A 17,866-nucleotide genomic window follows, 5' to 3' on the forward strand; every position below is an offset into this window, starting at 1 on the left:
ATGGATGTCCTTCAACACCTCGGCCTCGGCTTCAGCGTGGCCTTTTCGCCGGTCAACCTGCTGGTGGCCGCCATCGGCGCCTTCCTGGGCACCATCGTCGGCGTGCTGCCGGGCCTCGGTCCCATCAACGGCGTGGCCATGCTCGTGCCCATCGCCTTCGCGATGAACCTGCCGCCGGAAACCGCCCTCATCCTGCTGGCAGCCGTCTACGTGGGCGCCGAATACGGCGGGCGCATCACCTCCATCCTCATCAACGTGCCCGGCGAAGCCGCGTCGGTGATGACCACGCTGGACGGCTACCCGCTCGCCCGCCAGGGCCTGGCCAGCGTGGCGCTGTCGCTGTCCGCCTGGGCCTCGTTCATCGGCTCCACCGTGGCCATCCTGGGCATCGCCGCCTTCGCGCCGCTGGTGGCCAAATGGGCCCTGGCCTTCGGGCCGGCCGAGTACTTCGTGCTGATGATCTTCGCCTTCTGCGCCCTGAGCAGCCTGCTGGGCGACAAGCCCGTCAAGGGGGCCCTGGCAGCGGCCATCGGCCTGGCGATTGCCAGCGTGGGCGTGGATGCCAACTCGGGCGTCTACCGCTACACCTTCGACCTGCCCGAACTCGCCGACGGCATCGACTTCGTCGTGGTGGTGATCGGCCTGTTTGCCATCGCCGAGATGCTGCAGATGCTGGAGAACCTGCTGACCGGCCAGAAGGTCGAGGTGCCGCCGAGCGCGCGCAAGCTCTTCAACTTCAAGGAACTGCGCTTCACCTGGTGGACCACCCTGCGCTCCTCCCTGATGGGCTTCGGCATCGGCGTGCTGCCCGGCGCAGGCGCCAGCGTGGCCTCGGCCGTGGCCTATGCCAACGAGAAGCGCCTGCACGAAGGCAAGGACCCGGACGCGAAGTTCGGCAAGGGCGACCTGCGCGGACTGGCCGCGCCCGAGGCAGCCAACAACAGCGCGGCCACCGGCTCGTTCATTCCCATGCTCACGCTGGGTGTGCCCGGCTCGGGCACCACGGCGGTGATGATGGGGGCGCTCACCCTCTACAACATCACACCCGGCCCGGTGCTCTTCGACGCCCAGCCCGCCCTCGTGTGGGGCCTGATCGCTTCGCTCTTCATCGCCAACGTGATGCTCTTCGTGATGAACGTGCCCATGGTGCGGGTCTTCGCCTCGATGCTGGCGATTCCCGGCTGGCTGCTGGTGCCGGGCATCCTGGCGATCAGCTTCATCGGCGTGTACGCACTGAGCTCCAGCACCTTCGATCTGCTGCTCATGGTGGGCATCGGCGTCATCGGCTACTTCCTGCGCAAGATGGGCATGCCCATGGCGCCCATGGTGCTGGGTGTGGTGCTGGGCAACCTGATGGAGCAGAACCTGCGCCGCGCGCTGTCGATCACCAACGGCGAACTGCACATCCTGTGGTCCAGCCCGGTGACGGTGTCGCTGTGGATCCTGGCCGCCGCCGTGCTGGTGGTGCCGCCCCTGCTGCGCAAGCGCCGCGCGCTGAGCTTGCAGCACGCCTGACGTGGCCACGGGGTGCCGCCGGACGCATCCGGCGGCATCACCCCCCGATACCGGGGCCCGGGCCTGCCCCGTTCACACACGGGCCCTCCCTACAATGCCCGCGCACCCGCACACAATGCAAAGCACGGGGAGGGATGGATGTCCTGGATCGGATTGATCATTGGCCTGGTGGCGGCCTGGTTCCTGGCCGACACCCTGGGTGGCGAAGCCGGCCTGGTGGCCCTGGGGGCCTTGATGGGGGTCCTGCTCGCGCGGCTGTACCGCCGGATCGACCTGCTGGAGCAGCGGCTCAAGCTCCTGCAGCCCGCTCCAGCCCCCGAGGCAGCGCCTCCCATGGCCCAAGCGACGCCCACGCCGGCCGCGGTGCGGCCCCCCGTGCCGCCGCCCAAGGCGACCACGACCGAAGACGGTTTCGAGGACTGGGCCGCAACGCTGCCGCCCACGCTGCCGCCCACCCCGTCTCCCCCGCGGGTCGCCGACGCACCGCCCGCACCGGCCCCGCCCCTCGAACCCGACGAACGCAGCGCGGCCGTCACCACCTCGCTCGCCCAGACCGCGCTGGCGTGGCTGCGCGGCGGCAACACCATTGTGCGCGTGGGCGTGCTGATCCTCTTCCTCGGCGTGGCCTTCCTGCTGCGCTATGCGGCCGAACATGCCCTGCTGCCCATCGAGCTGCGCCTGGCCGGGGTAGCCCTCGGTGGCGTGGTCCTCACCGTCATCGGATGGCGGCTGCGCGAGCGTCGCCGCGGCTACGGCCTGAGCCTGCAGGGCGCGGGCATCGGCGTGCTCTACCTCACCATCTTCGCCGCCTTCCGGCTCTACGGCCTGGTGCCTGCAGGGCTCGCGTTTGCGCTGCTGGCGGCCCTGTCGGCCGCGGGTGCGGTGATGGCCGTGGTGCAGCAGGCGCTGCCACTGGCGGTGCTGGGCTTTGCCGGCGGTTTCCTCGCGCCCATCTTCGCCTCCACCGGCCAGGGCAGCCACGTGGCGCTGTTCAGCTACTACCTGGTGCTCAACCTCGCCATCGCCTGGATCGCCTCGCGCCAGGCCTGGAAGCTGCTCAACCTGGTGGGCTTCGTGCTCACCTTCGGCATTGCCAGCCTCTGGGGCTGGCGCTCGTGGCAGCCCGAGCACTTCGCCACCACCGAACCCTTCCTGATCGCGCATTTCGCGCTCTACCTCTACATCTGCGTGCAGTACAGCCGACAGTTGCTGCGGCCCGATGCACCACGCGGACTGCCGGTGGTGGATGGCGGCCTGCTGTTCGGCCTGCCCATCGTCACCTTTGGCCTGCAGGCCGGCCTGGTGAGGCACCTGCCCTATGGCCTGGCGGTGTCCGCCGCGGTGCTCTCGGCCGTCTACCTCGTGCTGGGCCGCTGGCTGTGGAAGCGCAGCGGGGGGCAGCTCCTGCTGCTCATCGAGGGCCTGCTCGCGCTGGGCGTGGTCTTCCTGCTGCTGGTCACACCGCTGGCCCTGGACGAGCGCTGGACCGGCGCAGCCTGGGCCGTGCAGGGCGCCGGCATCGTCTGGATCGGCCTGCGCCAGCGGCGCTGGTGGGCCACTGGCCTGGGCCTGCTGTTGCAACTCGTGGCCGCAGCCCTGTTCTGGGACCACCACGTGCGCCCCGCCGATGCCCGGCTTTTCGCCCATGCGGCGTGGCTGTCCACGCTGATGCTGGGGGGTGCGGCCCTGGTGTCTGCCTGGCTGCTGCATCGGCTGGCGCCGAACCGGCCCTCGGACAGCGCCTCGACACCCGTGTGGAACCGCACCCCGCCCGCCGCGCTGTGGCAGGCTGTGCATTGGGGCATGCTGGCGCTTGGGCTGCTGCAGCTGCTCTCAGGGTTGTGGGCCGAGGTGTGGCACGCACGGTGGACGTGGCCGAGGCAGAACACGCAGCTCGTGCTGCTGTGGCTCGCCTCGGCAGTTGTGCTGGAACTGACGCAGCGCCGCCTGGCCTGGCCGGCGCTGCGCCTGCCGGCGAGGGTGCTCTGGGTGGGCGCCACGCTGGCGGCCGCAGGCGGCCTGCTCGACCACCTGGTCAGCCCTGCTCACCAGTGGGAGCAGTTCACGCGCTCGGGTGGCTGGCTGGCCGTGGTGGCCGTGCTGGCAACGGGCCTGTGGCTGCTGCGTCGCCTGAAGGGCAGCCCAGGCGACAGCCATTGGCTGGACCGCGCCACCGGCGCCGAGCGGCTGCTGCTGGCCTGGTTTGCGATGCTGCAGGGTGGGGTGCTGCTGCATGCGCTGGCCCACACGCAGATCGGCTCGCACCTGGCCTGGACGGCGCTGGCCCCCATCGTGGTGCCCACGGCCCTGGCCTGGGTCCTGTTGAACCGCACCGGCCCCACATCACCGTGGCTGCGCGGGCTGCACGCACCGTGGCTGGTGCTGCTGGTGCTGTGGAGCGGGCTCGTCAACCTGGGCCACTCGGCCGCAATGACCCCCCTGCCTTACCTGCCCCTACTCAATCCGGTGGACCTCGGTCACGTGCTGGCGCTGCTCTATGCCCTGCGGCTGTGGCGCACGGCCGGTCCGCTGCCCTCGTTCTGGCAAGGCCCTGCGGCCGGTCTGGCCGCCGCCGTGGCCTTCGCCTGGGTGAACGCGGTGCTGGTGCGCAGCCTGCATCACTGGAGCGGCACACCGATGTGGCTGGAGGGCGCGCTGCGCAGCGACACCGTGCAGATGGCGCTCACCATCCTGTGGACGCTGCTGGCGCTTGCCGCGATGCTCTGGGCCACGCGCAAGGCCGGGCCTGCGATGGCGCGCGCCGTCTGGCTGGCCGGCGCTGCGCTGCTGGCCGTGGTGGTCCTCAAGCTCTTCTTTGTCGATCTCGCCAGCCTCGATACGCTGCGTCGCACCGTCACCTTCCTCGGCGTGGGCGTGCTGATGCTGGTGATTGGCTACGTGTCTCCGCTGCCGCCGGCAGCATCGGCCCGGGAGGCCCGCCCATGACGCTGTTTCAACGCTGGACCCTGGCCACCGCGGCCTGGGCCTGGGCCCTGGCGGCCTGCGCAGCCCCCACCGCCCAGGCGCCGCTGAGCCTGACCGCTGGCGAAGGCCTGCAAAGGGTGGAGATCCCGCTCGAGCTGCTGCGCGCCTCGACCCGGGACGGCTGGGCCGATCTCCAGGTGCTCAATGCCCAGGGCGAGGTCGTCCCCCAGGCCTGGGCCTTGCCACCCCCCATCCAGGAGCGCGAGCGCAGCGCCCCGCTGCCCCGCTTTGCCTGGCCCGATGCGAGCCCCGGCGATCGAGGCGACGCGGGCGTGCAGGTGCAGGTGGATGCCCAGGGCGCCATCGTGCGCATCCAGGGCCCGTCGACGACCGCCGCCGAAGGCCCCGCCTCCGGGCGCTGGTTGCTCGACCTCGGCCCGGATGCCCATCGAAGCGCCGAATGGCTCGCCGCACTCGAGCTGGCCTGGGAGGCCCCCCGCGAGGGCAGCCACTTGCGCGCCCGCGTGGAATCCAGCGCCGACCTGAAGCAGTGGCAGCCTGTCACCGACGCCGCGCTGCTCGACGTTCCCGGCGTGGGCGGGGCCCCGGGCGAGCGCCTGGTCCAGCGACGCATCGAGTGGCCGTCATCGGCCCCGGCGCTTCGCTACCTGCGCCTGAGCCTGCAGCCGCCGGCCCCGCTGAGCGGTGTGCAGGCCCTGTGGCGCACCCGCGAGGCCAGCCCGGCCACCGCGACCACGCCCCTGCGCTTCGAGCCCGAGGCGGGCACGACCCCACCCCGCGCCTGGTCGCTGGATCTTGGCGGCGCCGTCCCGCTGCAGGAACTGCGGCTGATGCTGCCGCAGCGCAACAGCGTGGCCAGCCTGGTGCTCGAACAGCGCACCGATGACAAGACACCATGGCGGGCGGTGGCGCGCTTCACGGCCTACCGGCTGGACCGCGATGGCCAGGAATGGCGTTCACCCCCCGTGCGCTGGACCGCCCCACCCGCGCGCCACTGGCGACTGCGCCTGGACGAACGCAGTCCGGCCCTCGGCACCGACGCCCTGGAAGCCACCGCCGTCTGGACCCCGCCGCAGCGGGTGTTCGCTGCACGTGGCGAGCCGCCCTTCCGGCTGGTGGCCGGGGGGCCTGTCGTCGAACCGCTTGCGCTCCCGCAACTCCTGCCGGCCTATGAAGCGGGCCTCGAGTACCGCCTGCCCCAGGCCGTTGCCGGCGAGGTGAGCCTCACCCCGGCCGTGCCGCTGGGGTGGCGCGAGCGCCTGGTCCAGGCCACCGCCGCCGACTGGCGGCGCTGGGCCCTGTGGGCCGTGCTGGCCCTGGCCGTGATCGTGCTGGCGGTGCTGGCGCGTCGGCTGATGCGCGACATCCAGCCGCCCTCGCAGGGGTCCTAGAAAGGATCCGGCAGCGGTGGCAGTCCATGCTGCCTGCGTGCGCGGTTGCACCGCTCGTTCGGCTCGCCCTGCTCGCCATGCCAGTTGAATTCCCGGCACGGCGAAGGTCGCAGCGCATAGATGCGGCACGACACCGCCCGGCCGATCTCGCCGTCCAGGGCGATGCAGCGCGGCGCAGTACGATCGGTGCCCCGCATGGCCACACGCATCGGCGTCACTGCCGTCGTCAGCGCCGAGGGGACGGTACCGCCCGGATGGTCGTCCGCCTCACCCCAATAGAAGGACACGCGAAAGGCAGCGCAGCAGGCCCCGCAGTCCAGGCAGGGCGATGGCGCCGCGGCCTCAGACCTTGAGCAAGTGCTCCCGGTAGTAAAGCAGCTCATCGATCGACTCGTGGATGTCCGCCAGTGCCGTGTGCTTCTGCGCCTTCTTGAAACCTCCCAGCACCTCGGGCTTCCAGCGGCGCGCCAGCTCCTTGAGCGTGCTCACGTCCAGGTTGCGGTAGTGGAAGAAGGCCTCCAGCTGCGGCATGTAGTTGGCCAGGAAGCGGCGGTCCTGGCAGATGGAGTTGCCACACATCGGTGAGGTGTTCTTGGGCACATAGCGCTTCAGGAACTCGATCACGTCGTGCTGGGCCTGTGCCTCGTCCACGGTGGACGCCTTGACGCGATCGATCAGGCCCGACTTGCCGTGCGTGCCCTTGTTCCAGGCATCCATCGCGTCGAGCACCGCATCGCTCTGGTGGATCGCAAAGACCGGCCCTTCCACCCGTTGCTGCAACTGCGCGTCGGTGACCACCACCGCCACCTCGAGGATGCGGTCGCGGTCGGGGTAGAGGCCCGTCATTTCCAGGTCGATCCAGACCAGGTTGGTGTCGCTCAAGGCCAGAGGGGCGGCATCGGTGGGGGTGGCGGCAGGGGTGGCGTCGTCGTTCATGCAGGCTCCTGTGTTGGGGCGCGATTTTCGGTGATCCGTCCAAGGTCTTGCCGGAAGCCTACACTTTCACCCCATGCATTCCGACACCCTGGCCTCGCTTTTTGCGGCCTTTCTCATCGCCACCCTGGTGGTGAAGTTCTGGCTCGCTTCCCGACAGATCCGCCACGTGGCCCGCCACCGCGATGCCGTACCCGCCGGCTTTGCGCAGACCATCACCTCGGCGGCCCACCAGCGTGCGGCCGACTACACCATCGCCAAGACCCGCTTCGGCCTGCTCACGACCGCCTTCGGCGCCGCCGTGCTGCTGGGCTGGACGCTGCTGGGCGGCCTGGATGCGCTGAACCTCGCCGTGCGCGATGCCGTGCAACCGGCCTTCGGTGACCTGGCCTACCAGCTCGCCCTGCTGGCGGCGGTGGCCGTGATCGGCTCGCTGCTCGACCTGCCCTTCGACGCCTGGGCCACCTTTCGCATCGAGCAGCGCTTCGGCTTCAACCGCATGAGCTGGGGCCTGTTCCTGGGCGACCTCGCCAAGGGCGCCCTGGTGGGCACCCTGCTCGGCCTGCCCCTGGCCGCGCTCGTGCTGTGGCTGATGGGTGCCGCCGGCCCCAGCTGGTGGCTGTGGGCCTGGGCCGTGTGGGTGGGCTTCAACCTGCTGATGCTGGTGCTCTATCCCACGCTCATCGCCCCTTTGTTCAACAAGTTCGAACCGCTGGCCGACGAGGGCCTGCGCCAGCGTGTGGAAGGCCTGATGGCGCGCTGCGGTTTTGCCGCGAAGGGCCTGTTCGTGATGGACGGCTCCAAGCGCAGCGCCCACGCCAATGCCTATTTCACGGGCTTCGGCGCCGCCAAGCGCGTGGTGTTCTTTGACACCCTGCTGAACAAGCTTTCGCCCGGCGAGGTCGAAGCCGTGCTCGCGCATGAGCTGGGCCATTTCAAGCGCCGCCATGTGCTCAAGCGCATGGTGGGCCTCTTCGGTGTCAGCCTGCTGGGCTTTGCGCTGCTGGGCTGGCTGTCGAACCAGGCCTGGTTCTACACCGGGCTGGGCGTGCAACCCAACCTTGCCGCCCCCAACGACGCGCTGGCCCTGCTGCTCTTCATGATGGCCGGCCCGGTGTTCGGCTACTTCGTCTCGCCGCTGATGGCGGCCGTCTCGCGCCGCCACGAGTACGAAGCCGACGCCTACGCCTGCGCCCAGGCCAACGGGCACGACCTGTCGAATGCGCTGCTCAAGCTTTACGAGGACAATGCGGCCACGCTGACGCCCGACCCCTGGTACGTGCGCTTCTACTACTCTCACCCGCCGGCCGTGCAACGCCTGGCCGCCATGAAAGCCCTCACCCCATGAACCCCCTGTTGACGCAAAAATGCAAGCCGCTCGAAGGCGGCCAGCCCATGGGCCCGAGCGAGATCGAGGCTCACCTGCGCCAGTCCGATGGCTGGACCCTGAAGGACGGCGCCATCGAGAAGACCTACACGTTCAGGAACTACCACGAGACCATGGCCTTCGTGAATGCCCTGGCCTGGATCGCCCACGCCGAGGATCATCACCCCGACCTGCTCGTCAAGTACAGCAGCTGCCAGGTGCGCTTCAACACGCACTCGGTGGGCGGCATCTCGATCAACGACTTCATCTGCGCGGCCAAGGCCGACGCCTTGCTGGGCTGAGCCGCGCTTGGGCAAGCCGGTCGAACTGGATGTGGGGTTGGTGGTGGCCGGTCATGGCCGCCACTACATCGTCGAAACGCCGGAGGGCCGGCGGCTGACCTGCCACCCGCGCGGCAAGAAGAGCGAGTGCGTGGTGGGCGACCGCGTGCGCTGGCAGGCTGCGCAGTCGAACACCGGCGATGAAGGCGTGATCGAGGCCCTGGAGCCGCGGCGCAACCTGCTGTACCGCCAGGACGAATGGAAGACCAAATCCTTCGCCGCCAACCTCGACCAGATCCTCGTGCTGGTGGCCAGCGAGCCGGTGTTCAGCGAATCACAGCTCAGCCGCTCGCTCATCGCCGCCGAACATGCCGGCATCCCGGCCACGGTGGTGTTCAACAAGACCGACCTGCCCCAGGCCGCCCAGGCCCGTGAGCGCCTGGCGCCCTACCGCGCCATGGGCTACGAGGTGCTGGAGGTGGCGCTGAAGGCCCGCCCCGACGAGGCCCGCACGCTGCTGGCACCGCGCCTGCAGGGCCGCACCAGCTTCGTGCTGGGCCCCTCGGGCACCGGCAAGAGCACGCTCATCAACCTGATGGTCCCCCAGGCCCAGGCCCAGGTGGGTGAGATCTCGCAGGCCCTGAACTCCGGCCGCCACACCACCACCACCACGCAGTGGTACTGGCTCGACGACAGTCGCGAGAGCGCCCTCATCGACTCGCCCGGCTTCCAGGAGTTCGGCCTGCGCCAGATCGATGCGGCCCAGCTGCCCGCCTACATGCCCGACCTGCGTGAGCACGTGGCCGGCTGCCGCTTCTACAACTGCACCCACCTGCACGAACCCGGCTGCGGCGTGCGCGCGGCCGTGCAAGCCGGTCAGATCACCGAGAGCCGGTACCGGATCTACACCGAGATCCACGAGGAACTGTCCCGGCAGCGCTGGTAGCCACGAGCGCGAAGTTCCTCCCCTTCAGCCGGTCAGATTCGCCAGAGTCAGCAGGGCCAGCAACAGCATCCACAGCACCACCGAGCGCCACACCAGCCCGACGATGCTGCGCAGATGACCCAGGGTGGGCGGCAGGCCGCCGGTGTGGCCCTCGGCGTCGGTGGCACCGACGGGAGCACCGGCCTCGAAGGTCTTGGTGCGGTCCACGCTCAGGCCGGGCGCGCTGCTGCCGCCCAGACGCACGCCCACGGCCCCGGCGGCGGCGGCCAGGATGATGCCGTCGCTGGCGTGCTGCCACAGCACGGCATGGCGCCGCCAGCTGTCGATGGCATCCTCGAAATTGCCCACCACCGCAAAGCCAAAGGCGGTGAGGCGCGACGGCAGGTGGTCCAGGCCATTGAACAGCCGCTGGGCCAGCCCCATCAGACTGGGGTTGGTGGGCACGCCCACGGTGTGGCTGCGGTAGGTCCAGTAGCGGCTCGAGAACTCGGCCATGCGGTAGAGCACCGCACCCGCCGGCCCCAGGCCCACCGCGGCCAGCACGATGAACCAGAAGAACACCCCGAACACATGGCGGTGGGCGGCCAGCAGGGAATGCTCGATCACATGGCGCAGCAGCTCGGTGCGGGGCAGCTCGCTGGCATCCATGTGGCGCCACTCGGCAAAGAGCTGGCGGGCCCGCAGTTCGTCGCCCCGTTCGAGGGCATCGCGGATGTCGGTGAAGTAGTGGCTGAACTGCCGGAAGCCCAGCGTGAGGTAGAGCACCACCACGTTCCACCCCAGGGCCACGAGCAGGCTGTGCCGGGCGATGGAGAGGTAGATGCCGAAGGCCAGCAAGGCCGGCACGAGCACGGTGATGCACCACACGACCCAGGCATGCACCGGCCGGCCCGCGTCGAAGTTGCGGCCCGCCCAATGGACCCAGCCCACCAGCGTGTCGTGAATGAGATTGCCGCCGCGCAGGGGTTTCAGTTGCTCCAGCAGCAGGGCCAGCAGGACGGAGAAGAAACTCATGGCCGGCATGATAGCGGCCACACACTCTCTCTATGCTGCGAGAAAGCGATAGAAATTGCGCAGCATCGCCGCGGTTGCACCCCAGATGAAATAGGGCTGCTCGCGGCCCGGGGCCTGCCAGGGCATCGAGAAGAATTCGCGTCGCTCACCGCCGAACTCCACGGCGTGGCGCTGGTGGTGGGCGGGGTGCATCAGGAAGGCCAGCGGCACCTCGAAGGCCTCGGCCACTTCGCTGGGATCGACCCTCAGATCGAAGGGCGGCTGGACCAGCGCCACCACCGGCGTCACCATGAAGGCGGTCACCGTCTTGTAGAGGGGCAACTGGCCGATGACCTCCACGTGCCGGCGGGCGAGGCCCACCTCCTCCTCGGCCTCGCGCAGCGCGGTGTCGGCCGGGTCCTGGTCCTCGGGTTCGGCGCGCCCCCCGGGGAAGCTCACCTGACCGGGATGGTCGCTCAGGTGGTCGGTGCGTTGCGTCAGCAACACCGTGAGGCCCTGAGGGCGCAGCACCAGCGGCACCAGCACCGAGGCATGGGCCGGCGTGCGCGCGAACATGCGGCGTTCGGCCAGCACCTCGGGCTCCCAGGCGGGCGGGTGCGCGAAGCGTTCGCGCAGGGCCTGCGGGGTCAGGCGTTCGTCGGCCACCGGCGGCAGGTGGGCATCGACGCCCACCACCGGAAAGGCCTGAGGGTCACGGATGAGGGCCATGGATCGGGGCGAAAAACGAAAAAGCCGCCTGGGCGGACATGCGCGCAGGCGGCTTCAGAGGCGTTGCAGCAACGCGCCGGATCAGGACAGCTTTTCCTTGATGCGGGCCGACTTGCCGCTGCGCTGGCGCAGGTAGTACAGCTTGGCACGGCGCACGTCGCCGCGGCGCTTGACCTCGATGGAGGCGATCAGCGGGCTGTAGAGCTGGAACGTCCGCTCCACGCCTTCGCCGCTGGAGATCTTGCGCACGATGAAGCTGGAATTCAGGCCGCGGTTGCGCTTGGCAATCACGACGCCTTCGTAAGCCTGCACGCGCTTGCGGTTGCCTTCGACGACGTTGACGTTCACGATGACGGTGTCGCCAGGGGCAAACGCCGGGATGGTCTTGTTCAGGCGAGCGATCTCTTCCTGTTCAAGGGTCTGGATGAGGTTCATGGTCACTCCAAGGATCGTGCGCGGGGGTGGTTGGAAGGTCTTGGTGCCCCACCTCAGTGAAGGGCTCACCCGGCAGAGGATCGGGAAAACATTGAATTATAGCCCAAGCGAGGCCAGATAGCGCTCATCGTCGCGGCTCAGCCGCCCGGCCAAGCGCGCCGCGACGATCAGGTCGGGTCGGCGCTGGGCGGTGAGGCGCAGCGACTGCTCACGCCGCCAGCGGGCAATCTGGGCATGGTGGCCCGAGAGCAGCACCGCCGGGACGGGCACGGGGCCCTCGGGAGTGTCCAGCACCTCGGGGCGGCTGTAGTGGGGGCAGTCGAGCAGGCCATCGCTGAAGCTGTCCTGCTCGTGCGAGGCCGGATCGTTCAGCACACCCGGCTGCAGGCGGGCCACCCCGTCGAGCAAGGCCAGGGCCGGGATCTCGCCCCCCGAGAGCACGAAGTCGCCCAGGCTGAGTTCGATGTCGACGTGACGGTCGATGAAGCGCTGGTCCACACCCTCGTAGCGGCCGCACACCAGGATGGCACCGGGGCCGGCCGACCAATCGACGAGCAAGGCCTGGTCGATGCGCCGGCCGGTGGGCGAAAACCACACCACCGGGCCCTGAGGGGCGCCGGCTTCATCCCGGGCGGCGCGCGCGGCGGCCAGTGCGCGCTCCAGCGGTTCGGCCAGCATCACCATGCCCGGACCGCCGCCGTAGGCGCGGTCGTCCACCCGGCGGTAGGCATCTTCGGCAAAGTCGCGCAGGGCCCACAGGCGCACATCCACCTGGCGCGACTCGTAGGCGCGACGCGTCACGCCCTGGCTCAGGAAGGGCTGGAACAGGTCCGGGAAGAGCGTGACGACGTCGAAGCGCATGGACTGGCTCACGCTCAGTAGTCCAGGCCCCAGTCGACAAGGATGCGGCCGGCCGCCGTCTCGACCTGATCGATGTAGGCCGCCACGAAGGGGATCAGCCGCTCGGTGGGCGGATCGGTGGTGTCGTCCACCACGCGCAGCACACTGTGGGCGCCGGTGTCCATCAGATCGGCCACACGGCCCAGGGCCTCGCCCTGGCGGTTCACCACGGCCAGGCCGAGGAGGTCGACCCAGTAGTACTCACCCTCGCCGGCCGTCGGGAAGCTGGCACGCGACACGAAGATGCGAGCCCCCTTGAGCGCCTCGGCCGCATTGCGGTCGGAGACTTCCTGGGCCTGGGCGACCACGACATCGCCGTGGTCGCGCGTCGCCGTGATGCGCAGCAGGCGCGGCGTCGGCCGGGCCGCAGGACGGGGGACATCAGGGGGCTGGAGGAACCAGCGCCGGGAAGAAAACAGCGCCTGGGGGTCGGTGGCGTAGGGCTGGACCTTGATCCAGCCCTTGATACCCCAGGCGTCGATCACGCGGCCGACCTCGACGGCGTCTGCGGGCCAGGCGACGTGCTCGTCAGCGGGGGCCAGGGCGCTCATCGGGTCGGCTGCCGGCCTTGCGGCCGTGCGGGGCTCAGGCGGCAGCCTTGGCCTGCTTGATCAGGCGAGCGACGGTGGGAGACACCTGGGCGCCATGGCTGACCCAGTAGTCCACGCGGTCATGCGCCACGCGCAGGCTTTCGGCGGCGCCGGAGGCCACGGGGTTGTAGAAGCCCACGCGCTCCAGGAACCGGCCGTCACGGCGGTTGCGGGCGTCGGCGGCCACGATGTTGAAGAAGGGGCGCTTCTTGGAGCCGCCACGGGAAAGACGAATCACGACCATGCTGTGTCCTTGTGCCCACCCGCGGCACCCCTTGCCACTGGAGACACTCAGGGCAGTCAGGAATAGCGCCGGCAGGCGATGAATATCCGTCTCGACACCGTAGATACGCCTGCCACCCGGCTCGGCCAGCGTCGAGAACCCTAAATTATAGCGACTCCGGGACTCGGTGGTCGAGACCGGGCCAGGGCGACGCCGGGAGACCGGCTGCAAGACCGTCACACGGGCCGGCAGCACGCTACAGTCGCGGCCCATGACCACGACGTCCGACACCCCCGCGGGGCCCTACAAGTCCAAGACCCTGGCCACCTGGATTGCCTTGATTGCGGGTTCGCTCGGCCTGCACCGCTTTTATCTGCATGGGCTGAAGGACTGGCTGGGCTGGCTGCATCCGCTGCCCACGGCGTTGGGCGTGATCGGCTTGCAGCGCATGCTCGAGTTCGGCCAGGACGACCGCCTGGCCTGGGCCCTGATCCCCTTGCTGGGCCTGATGCTCTCGCAGGCCATGCTGATGGCCATTCTCTACGGGCTCACGCCGGACGAGAAGTGGAACGCCCGCTTCAACCCTCGGGGCCCCAAGCACCAGACCGGCTGGGCCGCCATCATCGGGGTGATCGCGGCACTGATGATCGGCGCCGCCGTGCTGATGGCCACGCTGGCCTTCGGCTTCCAGCGCTACTTCGAGACCCAGGTGGAAGCGGCGCGGCAGATCAGCCAGTGAGCGTCAGCTGCGGAAGATGAAGTAGACGGCGCCCACCAGGCACAGCCCTGCCCAGACGAAATCCCACTTGAAGGGCACCTTCATGTAGAGCATCGCGAACGGCACGAAGACCGTGAGCGTGATGACCTCCTGCATGATCTTGAGCTGGGGCAGCGTGAACACGCCGCTGCTGTAGCCGATGCGGTTGGCTGGCACCTGCAAGAGGTATTCGAACAGGGCGATGCCCCAGCTGATCAGGGCCGCGATGTACCAGGGCTTGGCGGCCAGTCCCTTCAGGTGGCCATACCAGGCAAAGGTCATGAAGATGTTGGACGCCGTCAGCAGGGCGATGGTCTGCAACGAGACCGGCAGGGCGTGGGCACTCATGGTGGCTTCCTAGAGAGGGTCGGGCAGGCGCTCGATGCCCTGATCGGGCAGCGCATCCAGCATGGTACGCAGGTCAGGCCGACCAGGAATGACAAGTCCAGGTGCCAGGTCCGCCAGCGGCGCCAGCACGAAGGCGCGCTCATGCAAACGCGGATGGGGCAGTTGCAGCGATGGCGTGTCCAGGCACAGATCCCCCAGCAGCAACAGGTCGAGGTCGAGGGTGCGCGGGGCGTTGCGGTAGGGACGTTCCCGCCCCTGGGCTTGCTCCAGCGCCTGCAAGACGCTCAGCAGCGCGTGGGCGCTCTCGTCCGTGTCGAACGCAACGACCGCATTGAGGTAGTCGGGGCCGCTGGACTCGAGAGGGCGGGTCCGGTACAGGGGAGACGCCGCCCACGCCGACACCCGAGGACGCGCGCGCAGGGCATCCGCGGCCCAGCGCAGCGTCTGCAGCGGATCGCCCAGGTTGGCGCCCAGGCCGACGTAGGCGCGCGTCATGGGGTGGCCCGTCGGTGGGTTCAGTCGGCGCTGCCGCCTGTGGCCGGTGCAGCACCCGCGGGCTTGCGGCGACGGCGACGGCGCTTGCGGGGCGCAGAGGGCGGGCCCTCTTCACTGGGGGTGGTCATCGGGCCATGGCCCTCGCCCAGCGCAAGGTCCACCGCGCCGTGCACGGCGGACGCACTGGCCGGGGACGCCTTGCGGCGCGTGTTCACGCGGCGTGCACCCTGCTGTTCGCGGGCCGCGTCCATCAGACTGCGTCGACCGGCTTCATCGGCCTGGGAGAATTCCTCCCACCAGCGCGCCAGGGCCGCATCGACCTCGCCGGCATCGGCACGCAGGCGCAGGAAGTCAAACCCGGCGCGAAAGCGCGGCTGCTCCACCAGCGTGAAGGGGCCGTTACCGATGCGGCGCTCGAAGCGCGGCTGCATCATCCAGATCTCGCGCATGTCGGCGGCCAGCTTGCCACGGCCCGAGATGTCGCCGATGCGGGCATTGAACACTTCATCGATCGCCACGCCCAGGGCCTGGAAGGCCGGTTCGCCCCGGGCCTGGTGGCGCTGCCAGCCGTCGAGCACGTCATGCCAGAGCATGCAGGCGAGCATGAAGCTGGGCGCCACCGGTTTGTCTTCGGCCACGCGGCGGTCGGTGTCGGCCAGGGCCAGCTGCACGAACTTCTCGCGCCCGTCGTGCTTCTGCTGCTCGTCGAGCACCACGTCGAGGATGGGGAAGACGCCGCGGTGCAGGCCCTGCTTGCGCAGCTCCTGCATGCTGGCCAGGGCATGACCGGTCTGCAGCAGCTTGATCATCTCATCGAACAGGCGCGAGGCCGGCACGTTGTCGAGCAAGTGGGCCATGCGCCGGATGGGCTCGCGCGTCCTGGGCTCGATCTCGAAGCCCAGCTTGGCCGCAAAACGAACCACGCGGATGATGCGCACCGGGTCCTCTCGGTAGCGGGTCTGCGGGTCACCGATCATGCGCAGCAGGCGCTTCTTCGCGTCGGCGATACCGCCGTGGTAGTCGACCACGATCTCGCGCTGCGGGTCGTAGTACATCGCATTGATGGTGAAGTCGCGGCGTGCGGCATCCTCGATCTGAGGGCCCCAGACGTTGTCGCGCAGCACCCGGCCGCTCGCGTCCACCACATGCGACTTGTCAGCGATCTGGGATTTCGAGGTCTTCTCGTTGCCCTGGACCTGCTCGGCCGCCGCCGCATCCAGGTAGGCACGGAAAGTGGACACCTCGATCACCTCGTGATCGCGCCCACGACCGAACACCACGTGCACGATGCGAAAGCGCCGGCCGATGATGAAAGCACGGCGAAACAGGGCCTTGACCTGCTCGGGCGTGGCGTTGGTGGCCACGTCGAAGTCCTTCGGGCGCAGGCCCAGCAGCAGATCGCGCACCGCCCCGCCGACGATGTAGGCCTCGTAGCCGGCATCGGTGAGGGTGCGCACCACCTTCACCGCACGCTCGTCCACCAGCGAGGGATCGATGCCGTGTTCGGACTTCGGCACTTCGGTGCGACGGCCCTTGGCCGGGCCGGCGGCCTTGGCCCCGGTCTTGGCTGCGCCGGTCTTGCCCAGCAGCTTGTCGATGAACTTCTTGATCATTCAAAGAGTTTGAGTATGCGCCAGCCCCGCTCCCGGGCCAGGCTTTCCAGCGCGGGCGACGGATTGGTCGCCACGGGGTCGCTGGCTCGCTCCAGCAGCGGAAGGTCGTTGGGTGAGTCGCTGTAGAAGCTCGTGCGCTCGAACTGCGACCACCCGGCACCCAGGCCGGCCAGCCATTGGTCGACGCGGGTCACCTTGCCCTCACGGTAAGACGGCACACCGTGGATGCGGCCCGTGATGGTACCGCTTGCGTCCCGTTCGAGCTGAACGGCCAGCAGATGGTCCACGCCGAAGGCCTTGGCGATGGGGGCCGTGACGAACTCGTTGGTGGCCGTGACGATGGCCACCAGGTCGCCGCGCGCCTGATGTTCGCGCACGAGGTCCAGCGCCTGGGGAAGAAGCACCGGGCGCACCACTTCGTCCAGGAAGCGCTGCTGCACGGCGCGCTGCTCGTCAGGGGAGCGGTGCCGCCAAGGCGCCGTGCTGAAGTCGATGTACTCGCCCAGGTCGAGGCGGCCGGCCTGGTATTGCGCGTAATAGAGGTCGTTCCCGCGCCGGAAGGCGTCGCCATCGGCCCACCCGATGCGTACCATGAAGTCGCCAAAGGCGTGGTCGGAATCGATGGGCAGCAGGGTGTGGTCGAGGTCGAACAGGCAGAGATTGCGGGTCGTCGTCACAGGGCCTCCTCGGCCAGCATGCGTTTGAGCAAGGGAACAGTCACGCCACGCTGCTGCGCCAGCGCAAAGCGGTCCAGGCGATCGAGCAGTCCCATGAGGCTGCCCAGGTCGCGCTCGAAGCGCGTCATCAGATAGCCCATCACCTCGTCGGACAGGAAGATGCCGCGACGGTCAGCCTCGCGGCGCAGGGCCGCGCGGCAGTGCTCCTCGGGCAGGGGCAACAGATGAAAGACCGGCCCCCAGCCCAGTCGGGTGCGCAGGTCTTCCCGCACGGCCAGATCCACGGGTGGCACGGAACCGGCGGCCAGGACCTGCTGGCCCAGCGCTGCGGCCTGCGCGAACAAGGCGAAGGCGGCGTGCTGTCGCCCGGCATCGAAGGCCTGCACGCCGTCGAAGACGATGCCGCGCCATCCCTCATCATGCTCCCACGGCAGCGGGGTGCTGGCCTCGAACCAGCCCACCCTTGCGCCCGGCGCCTGCACCGCCTCCGTCCAGGCGCGCAGCAAGTGGGTCTTGCCCACACCCCGGTCGCCCCAAAGATACACAGGAGCGAGAGCCCCTGGCGATTGCGCAAGGCTGCGCAGGTGCGCCACGGCCGCCTCGTTGCCGGGGGCATGGAAGTTGTCGAAGCTGCAGGGGTCGGCGGGCCCCAGGCCCAGGGGCAACTGCCTCATGGGCGGCGCCATGGTGGGCAAGGACGGAAGGTCATCTTGGCGTCAGCGGGAACC

20 protein-coding genes are annotated in these 17,866 nt (G+C 69.3%); 7 read left to right on the plus strand and 13 right to left on the minus strand.

What is annotated here, in order from left to right:
• The 3 genes from C1704_RS14410 to C1704_RS14420 all read left to right on the plus strand — a co-directional run bounded on the left by C1704_RS14410 (window position 1) and on the right by C1704_RS14420 (window position 5,852).
• Complete coding sequence (locus C1704_RS14410) at window positions 1-1,515, plus strand: tripartite tricarboxylate transporter permease (protein WP_104303438.1); 1,515 nt, start codon at window positions 1-3, stop codon at window positions 1,513-1,515.
• 138 nt (window positions 1,516-1,653) lie between these two features.
• Window positions 1,654-4,461, plus strand: coding sequence for a DUF2339 domain-containing protein (locus C1704_RS14415; protein ID WP_104303439.1), 2,808 nt, complete (start codon window positions 1,654-1,656; stop codon window positions 4,459-4,461).
• On the plus strand, window positions 4,458-5,852 hold the full coding sequence (locus tag C1704_RS14420) for a DUF3999 family protein (protein ID WP_104303440.1): 1,395 nt from the start codon (window positions 4,458-4,460) through the stop codon (window positions 5,850-5,852). Before C1704_RS14415 ends, C1704_RS14420 begins: the two co-directional genes overlap by 4 nt.
• Here C1704_RS14420 and C1704_RS14425 read toward each other — a convergent pair.
• Both C1704_RS14425 and orn read right to left on the minus strand, forming a co-directional pair.
• Window positions 5,849-6,235, minus strand: a complete 387-nt coding sequence (locus tag C1704_RS14425) for a YkgJ family cysteine cluster protein (RefSeq protein WP_104303441.1) — start codon at window positions 6,233-6,235, stop codon at window positions 5,849-5,851. The genes C1704_RS14420 and C1704_RS14425 overlap by 4 nt on opposite strands.
• Window positions 6,195-6,788, minus strand: coding sequence for an oligoribonuclease (gene orn, locus C1704_RS14430; protein ID WP_104303442.1), 594 nt, complete (start codon window positions 6,786-6,788; stop codon window positions 6,195-6,197). The genes C1704_RS14425 and orn overlap by 41 nt, the downstream gene beginning before the upstream one ends.
• Before the next feature lie 73 nt (window positions 6,789-6,861).
• Between orn and C1704_RS14435 the strand changes: the two genes are divergently transcribed.
• Genes C1704_RS14435 through rsgA form a run of 3 tightly spaced genes read left to right on the plus strand, consistent with a single transcriptional unit; the run spans window position 6,862 to window position 9,378 of the window.
• Window positions 6,862-8,133, plus strand: a complete 1,272-nt coding sequence (locus tag C1704_RS14435; RefSeq protein WP_104303443.1) for a M48 family metallopeptidase — start codon at window positions 6,862-6,864, stop codon at window positions 8,131-8,133.
• Window positions 8,130-8,453 carry a 4a-hydroxytetrahydrobiopterin dehydratase gene (locus C1704_RS14440; RefSeq protein ID WP_104303444.1) on the plus strand — a complete coding sequence of 108 codons (324 nt, stop codon included), beginning with the start codon at window positions 8,130-8,132 and terminating at the stop codon, window positions 8,451-8,453. The genes C1704_RS14435 and C1704_RS14440 overlap by 4 nt, the downstream gene beginning before the upstream one ends.
• A 7-nt stretch (window positions 8,454-8,460) precedes the next feature.
• Window positions 8,461-9,378: a ribosome small subunit-dependent GTPase A gene (rsgA, locus tag C1704_RS14445; RefSeq protein WP_104303445.1), complete on the plus strand. Its 918-nt coding sequence runs from the start codon at window positions 8,461-8,463 to the stop codon at window positions 9,376-9,378.
• Between the two features lie 24 nt (window positions 9,379-9,402).
• Here the strand turns inward: rsgA and C1704_RS14450 are convergent, their stop codons facing one another.
• The 6 genes from C1704_RS14450 to rpsP form a co-directional block, all read right to left on the minus strand.
• Window positions 9,403-10,392, minus strand: a complete 990-nt coding sequence (locus C1704_RS14450) for a CobD/CbiB family protein (RefSeq protein WP_104303471.1) — start codon at window positions 10,390-10,392, stop codon at window positions 9,403-9,405.
• A gap of 30 nt (window positions 10,393-10,422) precedes the next feature.
• On the minus strand, window positions 10,423-11,100 hold the full coding sequence (locus tag C1704_RS14455; protein ID WP_104303446.1) for a CoA pyrophosphatase: 678 nt from the start codon (window positions 11,098-11,100) through the stop codon (window positions 10,423-10,425).
• A gap of 81 nt (window positions 11,101-11,181) precedes the next feature.
• On the minus strand, window positions 11,182-11,535 hold the full coding sequence (gene rplS / locus C1704_RS14460) for a 50S ribosomal protein L19 (protein ID WP_104303447.1): 354 nt from the start codon (window positions 11,533-11,535) through the stop codon (window positions 11,182-11,184).
• A gap of 96 nt (window positions 11,536-11,631) precedes the next feature.
• Window positions 11,632-12,396 (minus strand): tRNA (guanosine(37)-N1)-methyltransferase TrmD, encoded by a 765-nt coding sequence (trmD, locus tag C1704_RS14465; protein ID WP_104303472.1) that lies wholly within the window; start codon window positions 12,394-12,396, stop codon window positions 11,632-11,634.
• A gap of 14 nt (window positions 12,397-12,410) precedes the next feature.
• The gene (gene rimM / locus C1704_RS14470) at window positions 12,411-12,986 is read right to left on the minus strand and encodes a ribosome maturation factor RimM (RefSeq protein WP_104303448.1); all 576 of its coding nucleotides are present in this window, start codon (window positions 12,984-12,986) and stop codon (window positions 12,411-12,413) included.
• A 34-nt stretch (window positions 12,987-13,020) separates the two neighbouring features.
• Entirely contained in the window at window positions 13,021-13,269 is a 249-nt protein-coding gene (gene rpsP / locus C1704_RS14475; RefSeq protein ID WP_104303449.1) for a 30S ribosomal protein S16, read from the minus strand.
• A 250-nt stretch (window positions 13,270-13,519) separates the two neighbouring features.
• Between rpsP and C1704_RS14480 the strand changes: the two genes are divergently transcribed.
• Window positions 13,520-13,987, plus strand: coding sequence for an NINE protein (locus tag C1704_RS14480; RefSeq protein WP_104303450.1), 468 nt, complete (start codon window positions 13,520-13,522; stop codon window positions 13,985-13,987).
• Window positions 13,988-13,990: 3 nt separating this feature from the next.
• On the opposite strand, the gene C1704_RS14485 is transcribed toward C1704_RS14480, so the two are convergent.
• Genes C1704_RS14485 through hda form a run of 5 tightly spaced genes read right to left on the minus strand, consistent with a single transcriptional unit; the run spans window position 13,991 to window position 17,812 of the window.
• On the minus strand, window positions 13,991-14,353 hold the full coding sequence (locus C1704_RS14485; RefSeq protein WP_104303451.1) for a DMT family protein: 363 nt from the start codon (window positions 14,351-14,353) through the stop codon (window positions 13,991-13,993).
• 9 nt (window positions 14,354-14,362) lie between these two features.
• A complete protein-coding gene (gene folK / locus C1704_RS14490; RefSeq protein WP_104303452.1) occupies window positions 14,363-14,848 on the minus strand; it encodes a 2-amino-4-hydroxy-6-hydroxymethyldihydropteridine diphosphokinase in 486 nt (161 codons plus the stop codon).
• A 20-nt stretch (window positions 14,849-14,868) separates the two neighbouring features.
• On the minus strand, window positions 14,869-16,461 hold the full coding sequence (gene pcnB, locus C1704_RS14495) for a polynucleotide adenylyltransferase PcnB (RefSeq protein WP_104303453.1): 1,593 nt from the start codon (window positions 16,459-16,461) through the stop codon (window positions 14,869-14,871).
• Complete coding sequence (locus C1704_RS14500; protein WP_104303454.1) at window positions 16,458-17,138, minus strand: histidinol-phosphatase; 681 nt, start codon at window positions 17,136-17,138, stop codon at window positions 16,458-16,460. The genes pcnB and C1704_RS14500 overlap by 4 nt, the downstream gene beginning before the upstream one ends.
• Window positions 17,135-17,812, minus strand: coding sequence for a DnaA regulatory inactivator Hda (gene hda, locus C1704_RS14505; protein WP_104303455.1), 678 nt, complete (start codon window positions 17,810-17,812; stop codon window positions 17,135-17,137). The genes C1704_RS14500 and hda overlap by 4 nt, the downstream gene beginning before the upstream one ends.
• Between the last annotated feature and the right edge of the window lie 54 nt (window positions 17,813-17,866).

The sequence above is a fragment of the Caldimonas caldifontis genome (assembly GCF_002930615.1).
Classification (GTDB): domain Bacteria; phylum Pseudomonadota; class Gammaproteobacteria; order Burkholderiales; family Burkholderiaceae_C; genus Caldimonas; species Caldimonas caldifontis.

Coding starts and splice junctions, on each gene's coding strand:
- C1704_RS14410 (WP_104303438.1), top strand. CDS start 1: ATGGATGTCCTTCAACACCTCGGCCTCGGCTTCAGCGTGGCCTTTTCG.
- C1704_RS14415 (WP_104303439.1), top strand. CDS start 1,654: ATGTCCTGGATCGGATTGATCATTGGCCTGGTGGCGGCCTGGTTCCTG.
- C1704_RS14420 (WP_104303440.1), top strand. CDS start 4,458: ATGACGCTGTTTCAACGCTGGACCCTGGCCACCGCGGCCTGGGCCTGG.
- C1704_RS14425 (WP_104303441.1), bottom strand. CDS start 6,235: ATGAGCTGCTTTACTACCGGGAGCACTTGCTCAAGGTCTGAGGCCGCG.
- orn (WP_104303442.1), bottom strand. CDS start 6,788: ATGAACGACGACGCCACCCCTGCCGCCACCCCCACCGATGCCGCCCCT.
- C1704_RS14435 (WP_104303443.1), top strand. CDS start 6,862: ATGCATTCCGACACCCTGGCCTCGCTTTTTGCGGCCTTTCTCATCGCC.
- C1704_RS14440 (WP_104303444.1), top strand. CDS start 8,130: ATGAACCCCCTGTTGACGCAAAAATGCAAGCCGCTCGAAGGCGGCCAG.
- C1704_RS14450 (WP_104303471.1), bottom strand. CDS start 10,392: ATGAGTTTCTTCTCCGTCCTGCTGGCCCTGCTGCTGGAGCAACTGAAA.
- C1704_RS14455 (WP_104303446.1), bottom strand. CDS start 11,100: ATGGCCCTCATCCGTGACCCTCAGGCCTTTCCGGTGGTGGGCGTCGAT.
- rplS (WP_104303447.1), bottom strand. CDS start 11,535: ATGAACCTCATCCAGACCCTTGAACAGGAAGAGATCGCTCGCCTGAAC.
- trmD (WP_104303472.1), bottom strand. CDS start 12,396: ATGCGCTTCGACGTCGTCACGCTCTTCCCGGACCTGTTCCAGCCCTTC.
- rimM (WP_104303448.1), bottom strand. CDS start 12,986: ATGAGCGCCCTGGCCCCCGCTGACGAGCACGTCGCCTGGCCCGCAGAC.
- rpsP (WP_104303449.1), bottom strand. CDS start 13,269: ATGGTCGTGATTCGTCTTTCCCGTGGCGGCTCCAAGAAGCGCCCCTTC.
- C1704_RS14480 (WP_104303450.1), top strand. CDS start 13,520: ATGACCACGACGTCCGACACCCCCGCGGGGCCCTACAAGTCCAAGACC.
- C1704_RS14485 (WP_104303451.1), bottom strand. CDS start 14,353: ATGAGTGCCCACGCCCTGCCGGTCTCGTTGCAGACCATCGCCCTGCTG.
- folK (WP_104303452.1), bottom strand. CDS start 14,848: ATGACGCGCGCCTACGTCGGCCTGGGCGCCAACCTGGGCGATCCGCTG.
- pcnB (WP_104303453.1), bottom strand. CDS start 16,461: ATGATCAAGAAGTTCATCGACAAGCTGCTGGGCAAGACCGGCGCAGCC.
- hda (WP_104303455.1), bottom strand. CDS start 17,812: ATGAGGCAGTTGCCCCTGGGCCTGGGGCCCGCCGACCCCTGCAGCTTC.